General features: G+C 55.1%; 16 protein-coding genes. 3 read left to right on the forward strand and 13 right to left on the reverse strand.

All coding sequences use genetic code 11. The features are described 5' to 3' along the window. Positions 1–177: 177 nt before the first annotated feature. The gene (locus AALG83_04395; GenBank protein ID MEY8382392.1) at positions 178–5,940 is read right to left on the reverse strand and encodes a hypothetical protein; all 5,763 of its coding nucleotides are present in this window, start codon (positions 5,938–5,940) and stop codon (positions 178–180) included. Between the two features lie 44 nt (positions 5,941–5,984). On the opposite strand from AALG83_04395, the gene AALG83_04400 reads away from it, so the two are divergent. After that, complete coding sequence (locus AALG83_04400) at positions 5,985–6,188, forward strand: hypothetical protein (GenBank protein ID MEY8382393.1); 204 nt, start codon at positions 5,985–5,987, stop codon at positions 6,186–6,188. 120 nt (positions 6,189–6,308) lie between these two features. Here the strand turns inward: AALG83_04400 and AALG83_04405 are convergent, their stop codons facing one another. The 12 genes from AALG83_04405 to rpsB all read right to left on the reverse strand — a co-directional run bounded on the left by AALG83_04405 (position 6,309) and on the right by rpsB (position 19,354). Further along, entirely contained in the window at positions 6,309–10,700 is a 4,392-nt protein-coding gene (locus AALG83_04405; protein ID MEY8382394.1) for a PolC-type DNA polymerase III, read from the reverse strand. A gap of 93 nt (positions 10,701–10,793) precedes the next feature. After that, on the reverse strand, positions 10,794–11,879 hold the full coding sequence (ispG, locus tag AALG83_04410; GenBank protein MEY8382395.1) for a flavodoxin-dependent (E)-4-hydroxy-3-methylbut-2-enyl-diphosphate synthase: 1,086 nt from the start codon (positions 11,877–11,879) through the stop codon (positions 10,794–10,796). Between the two features lie 127 nt (positions 11,880–12,006). Next, positions 12,007–13,038, reverse strand: coding sequence for an RIP metalloprotease RseP (rseP, locus tag AALG83_04415; GenBank protein MEY8382396.1), 1,032 nt, complete (start codon positions 13,036–13,038; stop codon positions 12,007–12,009). Positions 13,039–13,123: 85 nt separating this feature from the next. Next, a complete protein-coding gene (gene dxr, locus AALG83_04420) occupies positions 13,124–14,275 on the reverse strand; it encodes a 1-deoxy-D-xylulose-5-phosphate reductoisomerase (GenBank protein MEY8382397.1) in 1,152 nt (383 codons plus the stop codon). 23 nt (positions 14,276–14,298) lie between these two features. After that, the gene (locus tag AALG83_04425) at positions 14,299–14,667 is read right to left on the reverse strand and encodes a DUF4180 domain-containing protein (GenBank protein MEY8382398.1); all 369 of its coding nucleotides are present in this window, start codon (positions 14,665–14,667) and stop codon (positions 14,299–14,301) included. Positions 14,668–14,733: 66 nt separating this feature from the next. Then, complete coding sequence (locus AALG83_04430; protein ID MEY8382399.1) at positions 14,734–15,537, reverse strand: phosphatidate cytidylyltransferase; 804 nt, start codon at positions 15,535–15,537, stop codon at positions 14,734–14,736. Continuing rightward, entirely contained in the window at positions 15,537–16,268 is a 732-nt protein-coding gene (locus AALG83_04435) for an isoprenyl transferase (GenBank protein MEY8382400.1), read from the reverse strand. Before AALG83_04435 ends, AALG83_04430 begins: the two co-directional genes overlap by 1 nt. 8 nt (positions 16,269–16,276) lie before the next feature. Beyond that, positions 16,277–16,477 (reverse strand): hypothetical protein, encoded by a 201-nt coding sequence (locus AALG83_04440; GenBank protein MEY8382401.1) that lies wholly within the window; start codon positions 16,475–16,477, stop codon positions 16,277–16,279. Between the two features lie 2 nt (positions 16,478–16,479). Next, the gene (frr, locus tag AALG83_04445) at positions 16,480–17,040 is read right to left on the reverse strand and encodes a ribosome recycling factor (GenBank protein MEY8382402.1); all 561 of its coding nucleotides are present in this window, start codon (positions 17,038–17,040) and stop codon (positions 16,480–16,482) included. A gap of 77 nt (positions 17,041–17,117) precedes the next feature. Then, positions 17,118–17,819 (reverse strand): UMP kinase, encoded by a 702-nt coding sequence (gene pyrH, locus AALG83_04450; protein ID MEY8382403.1) that lies wholly within the window; start codon positions 17,817–17,819, stop codon positions 17,118–17,120. Positions 17,820–17,878: 59 nt separating this feature from the next. After that, entirely contained in the window at positions 17,879–18,532 is a 654-nt protein-coding gene (gene tsf / locus AALG83_04455) for a translation elongation factor Ts (protein MEY8382404.1), read from the reverse strand. Between the two features lie 15 nt (positions 18,533–18,547). Then, the gene (gene rpsB / locus AALG83_04460; protein ID MEY8382405.1) at positions 18,548–19,354 is read right to left on the reverse strand and encodes a 30S ribosomal protein S2; all 807 of its coding nucleotides are present in this window, start codon (positions 19,352–19,354) and stop codon (positions 18,548–18,550) included. A gap of 268 nt (positions 19,355–19,622) precedes the next feature. Between rpsB and AALG83_04465 the strand changes: the two genes are divergently transcribed. Both AALG83_04465 and AALG83_04470 read left to right on the forward strand, forming a co-directional pair. After that, positions 19,623–20,621, forward strand: a complete 999-nt coding sequence (locus AALG83_04465; protein MEY8382406.1) for a DMT family transporter — start codon at positions 19,623–19,625, stop codon at positions 20,619–20,621. A 213-nt stretch (positions 20,622–20,834) separates the two neighbouring features. Beyond that, positions 20,835–21,194: a helix-turn-helix transcriptional regulator gene (locus tag AALG83_04470; protein ID MEY8382407.1), complete on the forward strand. Its 360-nt coding sequence runs from the start codon at positions 20,835–20,837 to the stop codon at positions 21,192–21,194. The last annotated feature ends 120 nt before the right edge of the window (positions 21,195–21,314 follow it).

The raw sequence follows: 21,314 nt of genomic DNA on the forward strand, positions 1-21,314 counted from the left end.
TATTATATCGCGCGGCTTGCCAATAGTCAACAAAGCGCAAAAATCCTGCGGGCGATTTTTCTGCCGCCGCATATCCCGGCAAATCTTAACCGCCCGCCCCCGCACTGCCCAAATCCATGCAAAGAAAAGAAGCAAGCGATTGCTCGCTTGCTTCCTCGTTTCTATTGTTTTCCCGCCTTATTTCGCATGGCGGTATACTTTGCGCTCACGTTTGCCGATGCCAAGCGCGATAGCCACTGCGGTCATCATCACAAACATCGCCAGCGCCACGACAGGCGGCGTTCCATCGCCCGTCTTCGCCATGCCGCCGCCATTGCTGCCCTCAGCTTTCTTGAGCACTACGCGGATGCTGTGTTCCTCGTGAATAGAGCTCAGCGTCAGCGAACCGGCGTTCAGCAGATCCGGCCGCTCCACTCCGTCGACAATGATGCTTGCGACCTGGTATCCAACATTCGGCTTCCAGCTAACCGTGTAGCTGCCGCCCTCCAGAGCCTCGCCGGAGGATGTGATCATGCCTTCGCCGCCAACCAGCTCGGTCTCAACTTTATATGCCTTGCCGGGAGCACTGCCGTCCGCCGGAACGAAGATGACGCGGATGGTGTGGTCTGCCGTCGGCGCGTTAAAGCTCATCTGATCTGCGCTGGCCAGGCTCTCAATATTCATGCCATCCAGCATGACGCCCGCCACCTTCCAGCCATTTGCCGGCGCCCAGGTAACGACATAGCTTTCTCCAGCCTTCATGGTCTTGGAAGCGCTGATGCTGCCCTGGCCGCTGGTCGCGGTCTTGATGTGGATATATTTCTCTCCGCTCTCGCTGCTGTCCGGGGTCTGCTCGCCGCTGTCCGGCTTCTTGAACAAAACTTCCACGCTGTGATCGCTGTCAATGTTGTTAAAGCTGTAGGAGCTTGCATTCAGAAGATCATCGCGGACAATGCCATCCACAATCACCGCCGCCACAACGCTGCCATTCTTGGGGCTCCAGGAAACCGTCTTGCTCTCTCCCTTTTCCAAAGTAGCCGAAGGGGAGATTGTGCCGTCGCCCTGGATTGCGGTATTCACATGATATTTCTGCGCCGAAGGCGTATCGCCCGTCGAGCCGACCTTGGTGAAATCGACATAGACATTGTGATCCGCGCCCACGCTGTTGAAGATCACCTCATTCGCGCTGGCCAGATCCGGCCGCTCCACGCCGTCAATAAACACTTTGTTCACCTGATAGCCGTTCGCCGGCTTCCAGCTGACCTTGGTATTCTCACCCTTGTTTACGGTGGTGCTGTTGGAAATCTCGCCCTGGCCGCTCAGTGCGGTCGAGATGCGGTAGGATTCCTTGTCCACTACGCCGCCCGTGCCGTTGGGATCTTCCTTGATATAAATATCGATTCTATGATCCTTGTCGATATTTTTGAAGGTGTATTTGCCCGCTTTGAGCAAGTCGTCGCGGACAACGCCATCCACATAGATCGTGCGAATCGCAGAATCATTGCCAAACGTCCAGTAAACTGTCTGGTCGCTGCCCTGCGCAACGCCGTTCATCGAAGAGGTGATCGTGCCTGCGCCCTTTTCGATGCTGGTGTAGATGTTGTGCTTCGGCGTATCATCTCCGTCTGGCGCTGCACCCGGGCCGCTTACCGTCTTGGTCGGCCGCAGCGATACGACCACTTCCACATCGTCGTTCAGGCTGTCGATGACGATCTTGTTGCCATTGACGGCGGCTTCTCTCTCCACGCCGTTTACCCTGATAATCGCAGTATCCAGCTCATAGCCGTCGCCAATCTCCCACTCGACCGTATACGAGCTTCCATCTTCCAGAACCGCGCCCGGCGTTACACTGCCAACACCGCCGTTCAGCGATGTGGTAACCGTATGCTTGATGGTGGTGTCATCGTCCGGCGCATCTGTCTTGGCAAAGACAACTTTGACGATATGATCCTGCTCAATGGCGTTGAAGTCCATCTTGCCGTTCGTCGGGTCATCCGCTAAGGTCATCAGCCCGTTCATTCTGGCCGGCCAGCTTGCAAACGCCGCCAATGCACTCAGCGTTACAGGCTCTTCCGGCTCTGGCTCATCGTTGCTCTGAGAGCTGGCCTCCGGGCTCGCTTCCGGCTCTTCAATCTGAGCAACTCCATCCCGGTAGATCTGCTTGAGCTCCCATCCGTCTGCCGGCTCATAGCTGACGCCATAGTTCTCGCCCCAGAACAGTGTCGCTCCGGGCGTGATCTTTCCTTCGCCCTCGACGATGGTCTTAACCTGGAACAGATTCGGCTCCATGACGACGAGCACTTTATGGTCGCTGTCGATGTCCTTGAATTCTATTTCCGAGCTAACCGAAGGATTATCCTTGATGGATACGCCATCCACATAAACGTCTTTCACTTTATAGCGCTTATCCGGAGTATCCCATTCCACCTTATAATCCGTGCCCGCTTCCGGCTTGCCCTCATTGGTAACAACCTCGATGGCCGCGCCGGGGGTAATCGTGCCAGGGCCTCCAGTGATCAGCGTCTCAACCGTGAAGGTTGTTTTCTCTACGTCCGGGTCCACCGGTCCCGGATAATCCGGGCTATCCGGATCTGCCTCGAATACGACCTCTATCGTGCGGTCGTGATCCACTGGCGAGAAGGTGTACTGCCCCGATTTCAGGACGCTCTCTTCCGTGATCTCCTGGCCGTCGACGATGATCTTCGCGACTTTGTGGCCCGGATCCGGCTGCCACTGAACGGTGTAGGAATCCGTATTCTTCACGCTGGCACTGGGCGTCGAAACCGTGCCATTGCCTCTCTTGGAAGTGGTAACTGTGGAATATTCCTCGGTTACATGGATAGTTCCCTTGTCTTCTGCCTTTTCAAAGACAACCTCCACATCGTGGTTGCGTCCCATGCCGTGGAACGTATAGCTGCCCTTCTGATCAGTAGCGGCCAGAATGCCGTCGATGAGCACCTTCTTGACGACATAGCCCTCGCCGGCAGACCAGGTAACCGTCGCGCTCTCCCCCGCTTTCACAGAGACAGAGTTGCTGATCTTGCAGCTGTCGTCGCCGCCCGTCCGCGTCGTCGTTACCTGATAATATTCCGAGGTGTCCACGCGCTTATCCTGCCCGAATTCCACATAAACTGTGTGGTCCTCTTCAATTCCCTTAAAGGTGTATTCGTTTTTATTCAGCAGGTCATCGCGGATCACGCCGTCCACCATGACATAGTTGGTGTACCAGCCCTCTTCCGGCTGCCAGGTTACTTTCGCGTTGGAGCCGTAATCATAGGCGCCCGTGCCGCTGATGGTGCCGCGGCCATTCTTTACGATGGAAACGTCATACGAGTTGATCTTCCAAACGGCATATACAACTGTATCGTCTTTGAGCGGAGTATCCGCAGTAAACTGCTCGAATTTATTCGGATCCGCCTTAGGATCGGTCGACCACCCCATGAAGGTGTAGCCCTTGACGCTGGGATCCTCCGGCGTCTGGTTGCCTGTGCCGTTTACAGTCGAGCCGATGGTATAGGGGTAATCATCCGCCTGAATGACACTGTCATCCTTATGAGACGGATGGTTCCAGTCATAGGAAACTTTCAGCGAATAGCGCACGGTCAGCGTCTTGCTGTTGGTGATATAGCCGCCCTTCAGGTTACCCGAAGTATACCAGCGATACTCCAGCAGATAAACGCCGATATCGTCGATTGCCGCATCCCGCTCGCGCAGCAAAAGCTCCCTAAGCTGTTCTTCCGAGGTAATATCCAGCTCCTCATATTTGCCCGTTTCCGGGTTCAGCTTGGAGACGACTACAACCGCCTTGCCGCCGCCAACATCATTTGCCAGATCGACGCCGACAACCTCTTTGTCCTCGCCAGCTCCCCGATAACCAAAACTGGTATCGCCTTCCGGGTATCCTGCGGTCTTGATGGCGCCGGTATCCACGTCCTGCGATTTGCCCGCTGCAAAGATGACGTTCTCGCGGTGATCGTAGGAAATATCATCCTTGCTCAGCCGCTCATCGTTTGCAACGTAAATTACTTTATCGACACCCGCGCTGGAAGCCAGAGAAATAACCGTCGTCGGAACCAGCCGCATAAAGCGCTGGCCTACGATATTCTGGCCGTTCTGCGGGTTGACTACGCCCGTATCCACAGAGACGTCCACCCAGCCGACGCCAGGCGCAAAGTTTGTAACCTCATACGTCTTGGGATCGATCGTGATAACGGGCAGGCCATTCATGGAACCCGGCAGGTTGCAGGTGTAGCCATCCCGCACTCTCCAGGAAATGGAGAAACCGCTTCCCGGCCCATATCCCGCCAGCTCATTATTCGTCAGCGGGAACAGCACGCTGATATCGCGCACTTTGTCATAATCCGCCGGGCCATATTCCTCCAGCTCTTCCTGCGTCTTGCCCAGGTTGGAAGGCTGCAGCAGCGCCGTGCAAACCGAAGCCGCCGAATAAGCCTTCGCAATCATCCGATCCGTCTCATTTCCGAAGCTCTCGGATGCGTTTGCAAAGACGGCCAGCTGCGGATACATGCCGTCCCGGTAAACCCAGTCCGCGCTGCCAAATTCATCTTTCATCCCATCGCCGATCATCTGGCCCGTCAGATAGCCGGAAATGCCGGCATAGCTGGTGTGCGGCGTCGTCGCGATGGCATATTCGCCCATGCCCGAGGTCTGCTTGTCGTAATAGCAGTTGTTGAAACGGCCGGCGCTCACGTTCGTGCCGCCAAAGCCGCCGATGGAGCTGTGCGGCGCGACCGTCTGTGTCGTGCCGACCTCGCCGGCGCAGTAGCAGTTCGTGCCTCTGGCCGTGTTGTTCGAGTCGCCGCCGTAGAAGCCGCCCATGCCGCTCGCAGAACTCTGCATGCCGACCATAGATGTGCTGTAGCAGTTGACAAAAGTATCTGTCGAATTCTCGCTCCGGCCAAAGAAACCGCCGACGTTGGAAGTTCCCTCAACGACGCCTGCGGAGAAGCAGTTTTTAAACGAGTTGCTCAGATGACAAATACCCACAAAAACGCCGCCGTCTGCGTTGCAGTAGAGCTTGACGTTGGTAAAACAGTTCTCGACATAGCAATAACCCGGGCAGGAAATAAAACCGCCGGAGTGCGAGACCGTCGAAATATCATAGCTGTCGATGGAATAGCTATTGGTTACTTTCGTGCCCGATGCCGGGCCCACAAAGGAACCGACGCAGCTCGTCCCGTAAACTGTAATATTGCGCGTATGGCACTGATCCATCTCGACATAGAAGCTGTTGAGAGCGGGATCACCTGCGGCGTTCCATGCGCTCATGATGCCGCCCGTATGCGCCGCGCCCCAGACGACAGAATCCTCGACGGAAACCTGCTTCATAATGCCGTTGCCCATAAAGCCGATAACCGTGCCCGAATACTGCCCCGTCGCTCTGGTGTAGCAGTAGCGGAAACGGATGTTCTGCATCTTAAAGGAGTAAGCCCCCAGCGCGCCTCTGGCCGTCGAAGCGATTAAGCCACCATATTGACCGGCGCTGCAGTTCATGTTGTAAACCGTATGGCCGTTGCCTTCGATGGTAACAGCGCCTGGGTCTGCGACCGGCGTCCAGGTTACGTTTTTGCGGCCGCCCAGGTCGATATCGTTCATCAGCTCGCAGGATCTCTTGTTGGTCAGCGCCCAGCGAAACTCCGCCGCTGTGTAAATATCCAGCAGGCCGTCGCCGTCCGCGTCTCCTGCCGGCTGCACGGCGTTGCCCGTCCAGACCTGATCCTCCGGAACGTTATTATCGGCATTCTTCGCGCGCAGTGTCAAAAACTCCGCATAGCGCGCCTGATAAACGCGATCCAGATAGCTGTTCCATGATTCCCCAGGATTTTGCGTAACCTCAGCAGCCTGCGCCACAGGGATCTTGATGCCGCCAAATGCGATGGAGAAAACCATCGCGATGCACAGCATCATGCTCAGCGTCTTCCAATATCCTTTCGTTTTCATTGTTATCCTCTTTTCCTAAGCATTTTCATGCCATTATTCTCTCAATGCAAAATACCGCTGCAAAAGACAAAACACTCGGCTTTCTTTCACAACGGCAGGGCGCCGGCGTTCCCGCTGCCCGCTTTTCCTTCCCCAATCCAGCATACTGCCGCAGAAAACGCTTCCTCGCTCGCCTGTCACCCTATGATAGATATCAGCATTCTATCATGATTTTCTTTCACTATATCACGCTTTCAGAAGAAAAGTAAAGAAGCAAAGGCAAGTTTTTTTCAGTTTTTATCGGTTTTTGGAAAAAATTGCATCTTTCTGCCCTTCTCTCTTCTCAATGACGCCCTAAAAATCTCTCTTTAAGCCGCTCTTTCTTTCCCCTAGCCCAGCACGTCGAAAATCGTCAGCTGCGCTTTTTCGGGCAGCCCCGCCAGGCAGCCCATCTCCCGCATGGTATCCAAAACCGAAGAGGAGAGCTTGCACTTCTTTTTCAGCTCTTCCACCGAGAGAAAATCTCCCTCGGAGGCTTCCTGTTCCAGCAGCTCGGCCGCTTTGTCGCCCAGCTGGGGCACGGCCATAAACGGCATGCGGATTTTGCCATCCTCCAGAGTAAACTGCTTGGCTTTGCTCTTTTTGAGATCCACCGGCAAAAACTTGAGCCCGCGCTCCAGCATTTCCAGCGCCAGCTCCAAAACCACACCTTCGCTCTTTTCCGTAGCAGATTTTTTCATGCCCAGCTCGTCTAGCTCCCGCAGCCGCGCCTTGATGGCGGGAATGCCCCCGAGAATGGTCAGCGCGCCGAAATCCTCCAGCTTGATGGTAAACGTCGTCGCGTAAAACTCCGCCGGGTAGTGCACTTTGCAGTAAGCGATGCGCAGCGCCATTACAACATATGCAACAGCATGCGCCTTTGGGAACATATACTGAATCTTGCGGCAGGATTCGATAAACCATTCCTCGACGTTGGCATCCCGCATGGCCTGCTCCATCTTCTCCTGGTCCTTCTCCTTGCCTTTGGCCCACTTTCCTTTGCGGACGCTCTCCATAATGAAGAACGCCATTTTGTGGTCCACGCCTTTATAGACCAGATGGTTCATGATGTCGTCGCGGGTGCAGATGACGCCCGAAAGCGGCGCGATGCCCTGGTCGATGAGATCCTCCGCGTTCCCCTTCCAAACATCCGTGCCGTGGGAAATGCCCGAAATGCGGATGAGCTCGGAAAGCGTCGTCGGCTTGGTTTTCTTCAAAATATTCATGGTCGCCGGCGTGCCGAATTCCGGGATGCCGAACGTGCCCAGCGGCACACCGCGAATCTGCTCAGGCGTGATGCCCAGCGCCTTCGTGCTGGTAAAGAGCGACATGGTCTCCGGGTCATTCAGCGGAATTTGCAGCGGGTCAAACCCGATGAGGTCTTGCAGCATACGGATCATCGTCGGGTTATCGTGGCCGAGAATATCCAGCTTGATCAGAATATCATGCATGGAGTTGAAGTCGAAGTGCGTGGTAACGGTATCCACCGCCATCTTGTCCGCTGGCTTTTGAATGGGCGAAAACTCGTAGATCTCCCGGCCGTGCGGCACGATCACCAGCCCGCCCGGGTGCTGCCCCGTTGTCTTTTTGACGCCGCTGATGCCCATTGCCAGCCGCTCCAGCTCTGCGCTGTTTAGCTGCATCTCGTGCATTTCAGCGAATTTGCGGACGATGCCCTTGGCCGTGTTCTCCTGAATGGCCGAAATCGTCCCGGCTCGGAACACGTATTCCTCGCCAAACAGTTCTTCTACATATTTATTCGCCCGGGGGCGGTATTCCCCCGAGAAGTTCAGGTCGATATCCGGAACTTTATCCGCGTTCAGCCCCAGGAAAACCTCAAACGGAATATCATATCCATCCGCGATATATTTGGTTCCGCAAACCGGGCAGCAGGCTTCGGGCATATCCACGCCGCAACCGTATTTCTCCCGGTCCACGTCGAAATCGTAGTGCTTGCAGCTTGGGCATCGGTAGTGCGGCGGCAGCGGGTTGACCTCCGTAATATCATCCGCAAAGGCCGCAAAAGAGCTGCCGACAGAGCCGCGCGAGCCAACCAGGTATCCATCCTCCATGGATTTGTCCACCAGCTTCATGGCGCTCCAGTAGAGCACGGCGAAGCCATTTCGGATGATGTTGCCCATCTCCTTGTCCAGCCGTTTTTCGATGACTTCAGGCAGCGGATCGCCGTAAAGCCGCTTGGCCTTGGCATAAGCCCGCTCCAAAATCTCCTTATCTGCGTTTTCGATATAGGGCATGGCCGTCTCGCCCGGAAACAGCTCGATCTGCTCAATCTGCTCCGCAATGGCGTTCGGGTTTTGGATGACGACTTCCCTGGCCTTTTCCTCACCCAGGTAAGCAAAATCCGCCAGCATCTGCCCCGTCGTCTTGAAAAAGAGCGGCGCCTGCTGATCGGCATCCTTAAAGCCAGTCGTCTCCATGAGAATGCGCCGGAAATAGGCGTCCCCTTCGTTCAGGAAATGGCAGTCTGTCGTGGCGCAGACGGGCTTACCCAGTTTTTCCGCAATGCGGCAGATGCGCCAGTTGATCTCGCTGAGCTCCTCCTCGTCCGCCACCATGCCTTCCCGGACGAGGAAAGCATTGTTGCCGTGTGGCTGAATTTCCAGATAATCGTAAAAATCCGCCAGCTCCTCCAGCCGTTTGTCCTCTGCGCCGTCCAGAACCGCGCGGTAAATCTCGCCCTGCTCGCAGGCAGAGCCAAAGATCAACCCCTCCCGGTGCTGTGCCATCACGCTCTTGGGAATGCGCGGGCGGTTGTGGAAATATTCCAGGTGTCCCAGAGAAACCAGCTTATAGAGGTTGACCAGCCCCGCCTTGTTTTTGCATAAAATGATGGAGTGGAAGGGCTTCGCACTGCGGGCAATGGCCTTGGTGTCTCCGATATAGTTGAGCCCCTGCAGCGTCTGCACGCCCTGCTCCTTTAGCTCTGCAAACATGCAGAGCAAGATCTTCGCCGTGGCCTCCGCATCGTTCACAGCCCTGTGGTGCCCGAAGGTTACGCCATAGTGATCCCCGATCTTGTTGAGCTTAAAGCTCTTGAGCTCCTTCAAATGCGCTCGGGCAACGGCCAGCGTATCCAGAACGTCGCTGTGCACTTCGATGCCCATAGCCCTGCTTTTGCCAAATACAAACGCCGTGTCAAACTCCGCGTTGTGCGCCACCAGGCAGGCATCCCCGGCAAAGGCCCAAAATTTCTCGATGACTTCCTCAATTTCCGGCGCATCCTCCACCATCGCCTTGGTAATGCCCGTCAGCTTGGTAATCTCATAGGGCACGCCCCGCTTGGGCCGCGCAAACATGCCAAACGTATCTAAAATCTCGCCGTTTTTGACGCGCACCGCGCCAATCTCGATGATCTCGCAGGTATCCGGCCGCAGTCCCGTCGTCTCAATGTCAAAAACGATAAACTCGTCGTCAAAACTGCGATCCTGCCCGCCTGCATAGATCTTCTTTTGATCGTCGACGAGATACGCCTCCATGCCGAAGATCACTTTAATGCCATATTTTTTTGCCGCATTTGCCGCCTCCGGGAAAGCCTGCACCACGCCGTGATCCGTGATGGCAATGGCCTTGTGCCCCCATTTGGCCGCCCGGGCAATATAGGCCTCGGCGCCCGAAACGCCGTCCTGCGCGCTCATGTTGGTGTGCAGGTGCAGTTCCACGCGCTTTTCCTCCGCGTCATCCATCAGCTCGGTTTTTTTCGCTTCCTGCACGCCCAGCACATTGAAGCAGTATTCCCGGGCATAGGTATCGTAAACATTGCGCCCGCGGACTTTGAAGCGCTCTCCTTTTTTTATCACGCTGAGCAGCTCGTCCGTCGTCCCTTTGAGGAACTTCTTGCATTTGATGGAAGAGGTGTAATCCGTAATCCCAAACGTCAGCAGCGTATCCTTGCCGTCCCGGATGAGCCGCGCCTCGACAGAGAGAATATCCCCTTCGATGATCGCCTCGCCCTCGGGCAGCAGATCCGCAATTTTTGTAAGATCCCCGTCCATGCCCCGGGCTTTGCGCATATAAGGCCTGCCGCTCTGCCCGCCGCCTGCCGGTTTTGCCTGAGCCGGCGCGGCCGTCTCCCAAGGCGCATCTGCCGGCGCAGCCGCAGGCGCTTTCCTTTGCTTCGCAGGTGCCTTTTTCGGCGCATCTTTTTTGACAAACTCGGTGTAAATCTGTGCCGCGCTCTGGCTCTGGCCTTCCTGCTGCTGCGTATTCAAATCACAGGCCAGCTTTTTGACTTTCAGCTTCAGCCCATAGTAATCTTCCAGAAAGCGCTCCAGCTTCTCCGCCGCCCCCATGCGGGAAAAAAGCTCAGGGGCGAGCTCCCGGCCAAATGTGATATTGAGAAAATCCCCTTCCCTGGCAAAATTGCACGGGCATAGAAACGGGATGAGCCCTGGCTCCTCGGCAATCAGAAATTCGCGGATGGTGCGCTCCAAAAGCGCGCCGTCCTCCAAAAGCTCGGCAGGCTGGCGCACAATCACCTCAAAATTCTGCAGTTCAGGCAGCTGTGCGCCAATTTCCCGGCGCAGACGGAACAGCTGCGCCATCTCCATATACTGCCCGCTGGATAAGAAGATCACATACTGCCCCCGGGCGCGGCTATAGGCCATGCGCTCATAGGCAATCTGCGCCGTCTCCTGCTTTTTTGCAAGTATATTCAAAACGACCTGCCGCACCCCGCTCGGGGTATATCCCATATCCGGATGTAACGATGTCCTTGCTTCCATTTCCCGCTCTCCGCTTCGCCTGCATACCAAGCCGCGCATCTGGGTTTGCGCGCCTCTATTCCTGCTTGCTGTCTCATAGCCCGCCGTTCTCTTTTAAACCAATGTATTCAACAGCCGCTCGAATTCTCCCAGCAGTTTCTCCTCTGAAACCTTCAGCGCCGGCTTTCCTTTGAGGAAAATCAACCCTTCGCCTTCCCCTCCGGCAATGCCGATATCCGCATCTCTGGCCTCTCCCGGCCCGTTGACGACGCAGCCCATCACGGCAATTTTCAACGGCTTTTGAATCGGCTTTGCCAGCCGCTCCACTTCCCGCACCAGCCGCTCCAGGCCAACTTTCGTGCGGGCACAAGTCGGGCAGGAGATGATCTCCGGGCCAAAGCTGCGCTTTCCGGCAAAACGCAGAATATCCTTTGCCACACCCACTTCCAGCACGGGATCGCCTGTAATCGAAACGCGCAGCGTATCGCCGATGCCCTGCAAGAGCAGCGCGCCAATGCCCATGGCCGATTTGATGCAGGAGCTGTTCAGCCCTCCCGCCTCTGTTACGCCAAGATGCAGCGGGTAGTCCACCAGCGCATCCATGCGCTCATATGCCGCAACCGTCGAAGGCACATCCGAAGCCTTGAGCGCAACGACAATCTCGTAAAAGCCGCATTTTTCCAGAATGCGGACGTTCTCCAGCGCGCTTTCCACCAGCGCATCACTGCGCTTTTTTCCGCGGTACTCCTTCGCCAGCGAGCCGGTATTCGCCCCAACGCGGATGGGAATGCCCCTCTCCTTTGCCGCATCTGCCACGCACCGTATCTTCTCCTCGCTGCCAATGTTGCCCGGATTGATGCGGATCTTATCCGCCCCGGCCTCGATCGCCGCCAGCGCAATTTGGTAATCAAAATGCACGTCCGCCACGATGGGCATGGCTGTCCCCCTTTTGAGCTGGGCAATGGCCTTTGCCGCCGCAATGTCGTAAGCAGCGACGCGCACAATCTCGCAGCCCGCCGCCTCCAGCGCGGCCATCTGCGCCAGCGTCGCCGGAATATCTGCCGTATCCGTGTTTGTCATCGATTGGATGAGAATTGGGTTTTGCCCGCCAATGGCGCGGCTTCCTATTTTAATTTCCCGCTTCAAACCTTCTCCCCCTTTTGCCGGCTTCCCAGCTCCGGCGTTTTGCCCGAATGGCATGAATTTTTTTTATTGTAGCACAAAAAGAGCGCCACCGAAACCCGTCTCTCATGCGCTCTTCCCCCGTCCCCATCAAAAAAAGCGCCTGCTAGGCGCTTTTTTGCCGAAAAAGAAATATTTTGAAATTTCAGGAAAGCAGACGGGCAATATCCTGGTAAGTCAGGAAAATCATCAGCAGAAACATCAGCCCCATGCCGATGAGATTGATCAGCCCTTCCTTATTCTGCGGCAGCGGCTTGCCCCGCAGCTTTTCCACGCCCAGCAGCAAAATCCGGCCGCCGTCCAGCCCGGGGATGGGTAGCAGGTTCATGATGCCCAGGTTCACCGAGAGCAGCGTCGCAATGCGCAGGAAAACTTCCGGCCCGGATCGTACCGCCTGGCTGACGATGCCAATCGTGCCCACCGGCCCAGCCAGCCCCTCGACGCCTTTTCCGCGGAACACCAAATTTCCAAGGAACGAGAGCATCTGCGCAATGATCAGATACATCCATTTAAAGGAAAGCCCGATGGCCTCAAAGAATCCAAAGCGCTGGCGCGTATCCGAGGAATAGGTGATGCCAATCATGTTGCGGCCTTCCGCCTCGTTATACTCAAACGGAATTTCGAATTCCATCCGCTGGCCATCCCGCTCCACGCCGAGATTCACGCTCTCGCCGCTCTTTGCCAGATCGATTCCATCAAACTCCATGGCGAAATCGATGCGCTTGCCATCCACGCTGACAATGCGGTCGCCCTCCTTGAGGCCGGCCTGCTGCGCCGGCATCCCTTCCTGCACGCTGGCCACCACGGGCACAAAATCGCCGTATCCCACCAGCACGCCCACCGTCAGCACAAACGCCAGCAAAATATTCATGGCCGGGCCGGCCAGCAGTGTCAAAAACCGCTGCCAGATGGGCCGGTTGTTGAATGCCCTGGGCTCTTCCAAAACCTCCTGCGCATCCTCGCCGTAAAACTGGACGAACCCGCCCAGCGGCAATGCGCGGATGGAATAGCGAATGCCATCCCTCACTTTGGAAAACAGCTTGGGGCCAAAGCCCACGGCAAATTCTTCTATCCGCATATCGCAGGCCCTGCCCGCTTTAAAATGCCCGAATTCATGGGCGACGACCAAAAATGTGAGCAGCAACAGCCCGCCTATAATTCCCAGTACTGTATTCAAATAAGCCTCCCTGCGCGCAAAGTTGATGAGTATAGTATACTCCTTTTGCCGCGCCGCCATGTCGCTTTTTTCAAAGTTTCACAAATTATTTACCCGCCTGCGGCAAATGCCGCTGGCGCACATACGCCTTGATGCGCTCGTTGATGCCGTAGATCTCGTCAAAGCTTTTGGCGCGTACGCCCGCGAAATGATCCATCGCCTGGCTGATGACCTCGGAAATCTGCCAAAACGTGATAGCCCCGGCGCGGAACAGCTCCACGGCCACGTCGTTTGACGCATTGAAGATCATCTGCGCCGATCCGTCTCCCCGGGTTGCCTGCATGGCCAGCGCCAGGCAGGGGAATTTTTTCAAATCCGGCTGCTCAAAGTGCAGCGCGCCGATCTGGAAAAGATCCAGCTTCTCCACGCTGTTTTTGCGCCGCCCCGGATGCCCCAGCGCATATGCAATGGGCAGCTTCATATCCGGAACGCCCAGCTGCGCCATGACCGAATTATCTGCAAACCGCACCGCCGAATGCACGATGCTCTCCGGGTGCACTACAACCGTGATCTTCTCAGGCGCAATGTCGAACATCCAGCGCGTCTCCATGATCTCCAGCCCTTTGTTGGCCATGGTCGCGCTGTCAATCGTGATCTTCGCTCCCATGCTCCAGTTGGGGTGCTTCAGCGCCTGCTCCAGCGTCGCCTGCTGAATGCGCTCGAGCGGCCAGGTCCGGAAAGGGCCACCGGATGCCGTGAGCAAAATCTCCTCGGGCGGGCACATCTCGTTGCCCTTCAGGCATTGGAAAATGGCCGAAAGTTCGCTGTCCAGCGGCAAAACAGGCGTGCCCGTCTGCTCCATCAGGTCCCGGGCCAGCCGCCCGCCATAGACCATCGCCTCCTTGGTCGCCAGCGCTACTGGTATTCCGGCTCTCAGGCAATGCTCAAAAACCGGCAGGCCCGCCACGCCAACCACGCCCAAAATCACGAGATCCGCCCCATCGCAGATCTGAATCAGCCCCTTCTCTCCCGCAAAAAGCTCTACCCCTTCTGCCCGGAAATCCTTGGCGCACTGCTCATCCGTAACCGCGGCGGCTTTGGGCGCAAACTCCCGAATCTGCTCGGCAAAAAGCGCCATGTTTCGGTGCGCCGAAAGCGCATAAACCTCATATTCTTCCTGCAAATCCCGCAGCACGGCCAAAGTGCTCGTGCCAATCGAACCCGTCGCGCCTAATACGGCAATTTTCTTTCGTCTCACGTTTTTTCTCCGATTCTATCGCGTCATTTTCTGGCAGACTGTTCTGCGCCCAGCCGCCGCAATGCCTGCTCCTGGCTTTCCACAAAGAAAATATCCTTCCCACGGTTGCTCTCATAAATAAAATCTTTGAGCGGCTTACTGGTATACCTGGAAAAATCTCCGTAAATTGCCAGCCGAGTCCGATAGGTGATAAACTTCTCCAAAATCTCCCCTGCAATCTGCGTGCTGAGGATGAAAAATTCCGGGACAAACGCCTCTTTATTCAGGGCGATTTTGTCGCATCCCGTCTCATATTTCACTGTCATCATCAAATCGATGGCGGATGCGGCGTCTTTGATGATCGCTTCCCTGCTCTCTATCACCGCCACCCCACCGATTATCTTTGTTGTCATTTTTATTTCTCCATTTTCTATCTATTATGAAAAAGAGCGCAAACCAGCGCTCTTTTCGTCCTCTTCCTACATCCCGAATAGATGGAAGAAGAGCCAGACCACCGGCAGAATGAAAATCGTGCTGTCCAGCCGATCCATCAGCCCGCCGTGCCCGGGAAGCAGGTTGCCAAAATCCTTGGCGCCAAACTGCCGCTTGATGAGCGAAGCCGCCAAATCGCCAAACTGGCAGAGCGTGCCCAAGACAGCCCCCAGCAGCACATACCACCCAATGCCGATTCCCTGGTGCCCCCAAATCAGCGCCAAAGCGACCGTCCCGACGATGCCGCCAATTAAACCGCCTGCCGCGCCCTCGATGGTCTTTTTAGGGCTAATCTCGGGGCAAAGCTTGTGCCTGCCAAACAGCCTGCCAATGTAGTAAGCCAGCGTATCCTCGCAGACAGCCGCAGCAAATGCCGTGAAAATCATCAGCTGGCTTTTGTCCACATCCGAAATCAGCACCATCTTATAGAGGAAAAGCATGAGAAACTGCGGATAAAACATGGCAAATACGCTGTAGCAAACGCTCTCCATATTATAGCGCTTGCAGGCGATCCCGCAAATGAAGAGCGCCAATAGCCCGCCAACCAGCGCATAAACTGCCCCAATATCCGAGAAGAAATAGGTCAGAACGGGCAGTGCCAGGGTTACGGCGTATAAAACCGGCGCAATCGGCTTGATTTTGCCGCTGGCCTTCATGGTCCTTATCATCTCATATTCCATGATCAGCGCCACGATCACCACTGCCGCCTGAATATAAACGCCGTGCAGCAGCACGATGCCCAGCAGCAGCCCCGCCGCCAAAAGGCCGACGATCGTCCTTGTGATAAACATCAGATTCCTCCAAACCGCCGGTTTCTCCCGGCGTATTCCCGCAGCGCCTGCACATATTTTTCCGCATCAAAATCCGGCCAAAGCGTCTGCGTAAAGCAAAGCTCGGCATATGCCGCCTGGTAGGGCAGGAAATTGCTCATGCGCAATTCGCCGCTGGTGCGGATGACGTAATCCACCGCTGGCAGCCCCGCCGTATAAAATCTATCCTCAAAAGCCTGCTGATTCAGCTCGGTTTTTCCGGCCTTAAAATCCTCTGCCAGCCGCTTTGCCGCCTGCACCAGCTCATCCTGCCCGCCGTAATTGATGGCGACGACCAGGTTCAGCCCTGTATTCTCTTTTGTCTCAGCCTCGGACTCCTCGATCACCGCCCGCACCTCACTCGGCAGCGTCTGCCGATCGCCAATCGAGTAGAAACGGACGTTCTCCTCCCATAGCTCCCGAAGCTCTTTGCGCAGATATTCGATAATCAGCCCCATGAGCAGGCCAACCTCTTCTTTGGGCCGCTTCCAGTTCTCGGTAGAAAAAGCGTAGAGCGTCAGCGTGTTAACGCCCAAATCCGAGCTCAGCCGCACAATCTCCTTGACGCGCTCGGCGCCCTTCTTGTGCCCGTATGTCCTCGGCATATGCCGCGCCTTGGCCCATCTGCCGTTTCCATCCATGATAATGGCGACATGCCCGGGAATGCTGTCCCGGTCTAGGCCATATTTCTCCAGTAACTCTTGTTTTACCATAAGCCTTCCTAGAGCTGCGTCAAAAATGCGCTGACGACCAGTTCCACTTCTCCATCCCGCTCGCGGCAGCGGAGCACTCTCCAGTCATCAGCGCCTTCCAGCCCTCGTTTTGATTCATATTGCACTGTTTTGACGCGTTTGCCCAGGCCAGAGACGATTTCCTCTGCCTGGGCCAGCGGCAAACCCAGCAAATCCAGGGATGTTTCCAAAACTAAATCTCCATGATTTCGTTTTCTTTTTCCTTCAAAAGCTCGTCAACCTTCTTGCCGTATTTGTCCGTCAATGCCTGAACGTCCTTTTCCAGCGAAGCGAGATCGTCCTCCGTCAGGTTGCCCTCTTTCTTATCCTTGCGCAGCGCCTCGATGGCGTCTCTTCTGTGCGCGCGGACAATCTGTTTATATTCCTCCGCCACTTTCTTCGCGACTTTCACCAGCTCTTTTCTGCGCTCGGCCGTGGGCTCCGGGAAAACCAGGCGGATGATCTTGCCGTCGTTCGTGGGCGTAATGCCAAGATCCGATGCGATAATCGCCTTCTCCACTTCCTTCATCATGCTGTTGTCCCAAAGGGAAATGGTGAGCATACGCGGCTCGGGTGTCGCCACGTTGCCAACCTGGGGAATGGGCGTGGGCGTGCCATAATAATCGACTGAAATTCTGTTTAAAAGCTGCGCATTCGCCCGGCCTGCGCGAATGCTGACAAATTCGTTCTTCAGCGCCTCAATCGTCTTTTCCATCTTGCCCTGCGCCTTATCAATCGCTTCATGATTTGCCATGTCTTTTCCTCCTCGCTATCTATGCTTGCTTAGCCTTATTTTACTTGATGCCCCGGCTTTTGACAATCCTTTTTTCTCTACCGGATTAGTGTGCCCATTTTTTCGCCCAAAACTGCGCGCTTGATGCTCTCTTTTTCGCTGAGGCCAAATGCCAGAATGGGGATGTTGTTTTCCATGCAGAGGGTAACGGCCGTGGTATCCATGGCCTGAAGCCCGCGGGAGATGACTTCCAGATAGGAAATCTCGTCAAACTTCTTGGCATCCGGGTTCTTTTTGGGGTCGCTGTCGTAAACGCCGTCCACGTTTTTGGCCAGCAGGATGAGATCCGCTTCCATCTCCGCCGCGCGCAGCGCCGTAGCCGTATCCGTCGTGAAATAGGGGTTGCCCGTGCCGCAGGCAAAAATGACGATTCTGCCCTTCTCCAAATGCCGAACGGCCTTTCTGCGGATAAACGGCTCCGCAATTTTGATCATCTCAATGGCCGTCTGCAGGCGCACCTGCTTGCCCATCGCCTCCAGCGCATCCTGAATGGCCAGCGAGTTGATGACCGTCGCCAGCATGCCCATGTGATCCGCCGTAACTCTGTCCATGTGCTTGCCCTGGCGGCCGCGCCAGATGTTACCCCCGCCCACAATAATGCAGACTTCCACGCCCATATCCGAAATTTCCGCTACCTGCTTGGCGACGATGCCCACAATATCAAAATCGATATTCTCTCCCGGGCTGGAAAGCGCCTCTCCGCTGATCTTCAGAATGACTCTTTTGTACTTTGCCTCCATCTGCTCTCTTCCTCCTATAAAAAAAGAGAACACGAAGCCGTGTTCTCTTCTTGGTTTTTTTACTTATTTCCCGTCTGAGCCATAACTTCTTCCACGAAATTATCCTGTCTCTTCTCGAGGCCCTCGCCCATCTCATAGCGGACGAAGCGGCGAACCGAAATGTTCTCGCCGATCTTGGCGATCTTCTCGGTTACGAGATCCTGAACGGATTTATCGGGATCCTTAACGAACGGCTGCTCCAGCAGGCAGACTTCCTTAAAATATTTCTGAATTCTGCCCTCGACCATCTTATCGACGATCTTCTCCGGCTTGCCCTCGTTGAGCGCCTGCACGCGGAGAATCTCCTTCTCCTTATCCAGCTCTGCGGTATCCACGTCCTCTTTGCGCAGATATTTGGGGTTTGCGGCAGCGATCTGCATCGCAATATCCTTGACCAGCGCCTTGAATTCGTCCGTCTTGGCGACAAAGTCGGTCTCGCAGTTTACTTCCAGCAAAACGCCGATTTTTCCGCCCATATGAATATAGGAATCAACAACGCCTTCCGCTGCGATGCGGCTGGATTTCTTGACGGCAGCCGCCAGGCCCTTTTCGCGCAGCAGCTCAATCGCCTTCTCCATATCGCCGTTTGCTTCGGTCAGCACTTTCTTGCAATCCATCATGCCTGCGCCAGTCTTCTCGCGCAGCTCTTTTACCTCACTTGCAGTAATACCCATGGTATTCCTCCTTACTTATTCCTGCTCTGCCGCAGCCTGCACTTCAGCCGCAACTTCCTCTGCGATCTCTTCGATGGCAGCAGCTTCCTGCTCCTCTTCGCTCATCTCAGCCTGCGGAGCCTCAACGTCCTCCATCTGCTCGCCCTGACGGCCTTCCAGAACGGCGTCTGCCATCTTGGAGACGATCAGCTTCACGGCGCGGATAGCGTCGTCGTTGCCCGGGATGGGGTAATCAATCTCGTCCGGGTCGCAGTTGGTATCGACGATAGCCACAATCGGAATGCCCAGTGCGCGGGCTTCTGCAACAGCGATGTGCTCTTTTCTCGGATCGACGATGAACAGCGCGCCCGGCATCTCGGAAAGGTTGCGGATGCCGCCCAGGTTCGCCTCGAGCTTCTCCTTCTCGTGCATCATGCCGAGAATTTCCTTCTTAGGATGCAGGTTGATTTCGCCCGTCTCTTCCAGGCGCTCAATCTCTTCCAGGCGGTTGATTCTGGTTTTGATCGTTTTGAAGTTGGTGAGCATACCGCCCAGCCAACGGTTGACGACATAATACTGCCCGCAGCGCTTTGCCTCAAATTCCACGGATTCCTGCGCCTGCTTCTTCGTGCCGACGAACAGAATCGGCTTGCCGGCTTCTGCGATTTCGCGGACGAACATATAGGCTTCTTCGGCTTTCTTTACGGTTTTCTGCAGATCGATGATGTAAATCCCGTTGCGCTCGGTGAAGATATATTTCTTCATCTTGGGGTTCCATCTTCTGGTCTGGTGGCCAAAGTGCACGCCTGCTTCGAGTAGCTGTTTCATAGAAATAACTGACATTTTCTGTCCTCCTTGTGTTTTCCCACCCCATGCCTCTTCGCGCCTTTCCACCCGTAGGCACACGAAAAACGCTCTGCATGAGTGCGTTATTGGGGCAATTATACCATATTTCCCCTTTTCTTTGCAATGCTTTTTCACAAAAAAGCGCCGCAAAGCCAAACTCTTTTGTTTTTTCCTTTTTTTCGCAAAAATCAGCCCGCTCTTTTTCAAATTATGTTATCATAAAATCTGTCAAGATTTGTACGGAAATTGGAAAGAGAGGATCATCATGCAAAATCAGGCACCAGGCACATTTTTTACCAAAAAGCGCAATATCATTCTTTGCGCCGTCATCTGCACGCTGCTTTGGGGCAGCGCGTTCCCCAGCGTCAAAATCGGATATCAGCTCTTCGATATGGAGCAAAGCGGCGCTTTCTCCAAGCTGGTTTTCGCGGGATACCGCTTCTCTATCGCCGGAGTAATGACGCTGCTCATCTCTATCGTCCTAAATAAAAAGCTCCTGTTCCCAAAGAAAAATGCGCTTCCCTGCATGGTTTCGCTGGCCGGCGTGCAGACTTTCCTGCAATATATCTTCTACTATATTGGCCTGGCCAATACCACCGGCGTCAAAGGCGCAATCCTAAGCTCGACCAACGTCATCTTCGTGGTTCTGCTGGCGCATTTCTTCTGCAAAGGCGAAAAAATCACGCCCAAAAAACTGCTGGGCTGTATCGTCGGGTTCGCCGGCGTCATGCTGGTCAATCTCTCCTCGGGCAGCCTGGAACTCTCCTTCTCCCTGCTGGGTGATGGCTTCCTGGTGCTCTCCGCCCTGTTCTTTGCCATCGGCAGCATCATCAGTAAACGCATCCCGGCAGATGCCGATTCCGTCTCACTCACGGGTTGGCAATTGCTTGCGGGCGGGCTGCTGCTTCTGCTCGTGGGCTATCTTGGCGGAGGAGCTTTGCCGCAGGTGACGCCTTCGGGCATCCTCATTCTGCTCTATTCCGCCTTTATCTCTGCCGCCGCGTTCACGCTCTGGCTGTTTTTACTGCGGGACAATCCGGCCGGCAAAGTCTCCATCTACAGCTTCCTCACTCCCATTTTCGGGACGGTGCTCTCCGGCATCTTCCTGCGCGAAACTTTTCTCACCTGGAATAACGCCTTGGCTCTGCTCTGCGTCTGCCTCGGCATCTATTTCGTCAATTCCACGGGCAAAAAGGCCGCTCTTCCTGCCAAAGAAGAGCCAGGCACGCATCCCGAAAGTGCTCCCAAAGGCGAGCAGCAGTAGCATTTCCCTTTTCTCAAAAAAGCAGGATCACCTCATCGTGTATCCTGCTTTTTGCATCATTGCATTTGTGATGCGAGAAAAAATTCATCCGCTGTTTCAGGCGGTTTTAGGGCATTTTTAGGAGCACGGCACGTTATATTGGTATGAGACTTTCGTCATAGCAATTTGTGAAATTTCTTATTTTCCCTAAACTGGAAAATCATGGAGGAAAATATGAATACAAAGCAAATCTTAGCAGAAAACACAAAACGGCTCCGCAATCTAAGCAAGCTCTCTCAGTTCGATTTTGCAGACGAGATCAATATGAGCAAAACTGTTCTGAGCGATATTGAGAATGCCCGTGCAAATCCCACGCTTGAAACCATCGAGCGCCTTGCCGCCGCATTTCATACTACGCCTGCCCTTCTGCTGGCGGCTTGCGAAGATCCTTCCGAGATGCTCGCGGCAAACTTTATCCTGAACGCACTGGATATTTTGCAGCATCTGGAGCCAGAACACCGCACGCTTGTCCTTCGTCTTTTTGAACAGCTGGTGCTTTTGCTAAAGCCCGGCATGGATAAGCACTGCAAGTAACGCCCCGCTCTTCTGCGCCGCCTCTGCTTGGCCGCGCAGAAGAGCACAGCCTTTCTCAAAAGCTTTGCCTTTGCAGCAAGGTCTAATAAAGCTGCGTGGTTTTCCACCCTTAGTATGATT

The sequence above is a fragment of the Christensenellaceae bacterium 44-20 genome (assembly GCA_041223705.1).
Taxonomy (GTDB): Bacteria; Bacillota; Clostridia; order Christensenellales; family Christensenellaceae; genus QANA01.

Excerpts from the sequence above, each read along its gene's own strand:
- AALG83_04395 (MEY8382392.1), bottom strand. The coding sequence starts at position 5,940 with ATGAAAACGAAAGGATATTGGAAGACGCTGAGCATGATGCTGTGCATC.
- AALG83_04400 (MEY8382393.1), top strand. The coding sequence starts at position 5,985 with ATGCAAAATACCGCTGCAAAAGACAAAACACTCGGCTTTCTTTCACAA.
- AALG83_04405 (MEY8382394.1), bottom strand. The coding sequence starts at position 10,700 with ATGGAAGCAAGGACATCGTTACATCCGGATATGGGATATACCCCGAGC.
- ispG (MEY8382395.1), bottom strand. The coding sequence starts at position 11,879 with ATGCCATTCGGGCAAAACGCCGGAGCTGGGAAGCCGGCAAAAGGGGGA.
- AALG83_04425 (MEY8382398.1), bottom strand. The coding sequence starts at position 14,667 with ATGACAACAAAGATAATCGGTGGGGTGGCGGTGATAGAGAGCAGGGAA.
- AALG83_04430 (MEY8382399.1), bottom strand. The coding sequence starts at position 15,537 with ATGTTTATCACAAGGACGATCGTCGGCCTTTTGGCGGCGGGGCTGCTG.
- AALG83_04435 (MEY8382400.1), bottom strand. The coding sequence starts at position 16,268 with ATGGTAAAACAAGAGTTACTGGAGAAATATGGCCTAGACCGGGACAGC.
- frr (MEY8382402.1), bottom strand. The coding sequence starts at position 17,040 with ATGGCAAATCATGAAGCGATTGATAAGGCGCAGGGCAAGATGGAAAAG.
- pyrH (MEY8382403.1), bottom strand. The coding sequence starts at position 17,819 with ATGGAGGCAAAGTACAAAAGAGTCATTCTGAAGATCAGCGGAGAGGCG.
- tsf (MEY8382404.1), bottom strand. The coding sequence starts at position 18,532 with ATGGGTATTACTGCAAGTGAGGTAAAAGAGCTGCGCGAGAAGACTGGC.
- rpsB (MEY8382405.1), bottom strand. The coding sequence starts at position 19,354 with ATGTCAGTTATTTCTATGAAACAGCTACTCGAAGCAGGCGTGCACTTT.
- AALG83_04465 (MEY8382406.1), top strand. The coding sequence starts at position 19,623 with ATGCAAAATCAGGCACCAGGCACATTTTTTACCAAAAAGCGCAATATC.
- AALG83_04470 (MEY8382407.1), top strand. The coding sequence starts at position 20,835 with ATGAATACAAAGCAAATCTTAGCAGAAAACACAAAACGGCTCCGCAAT.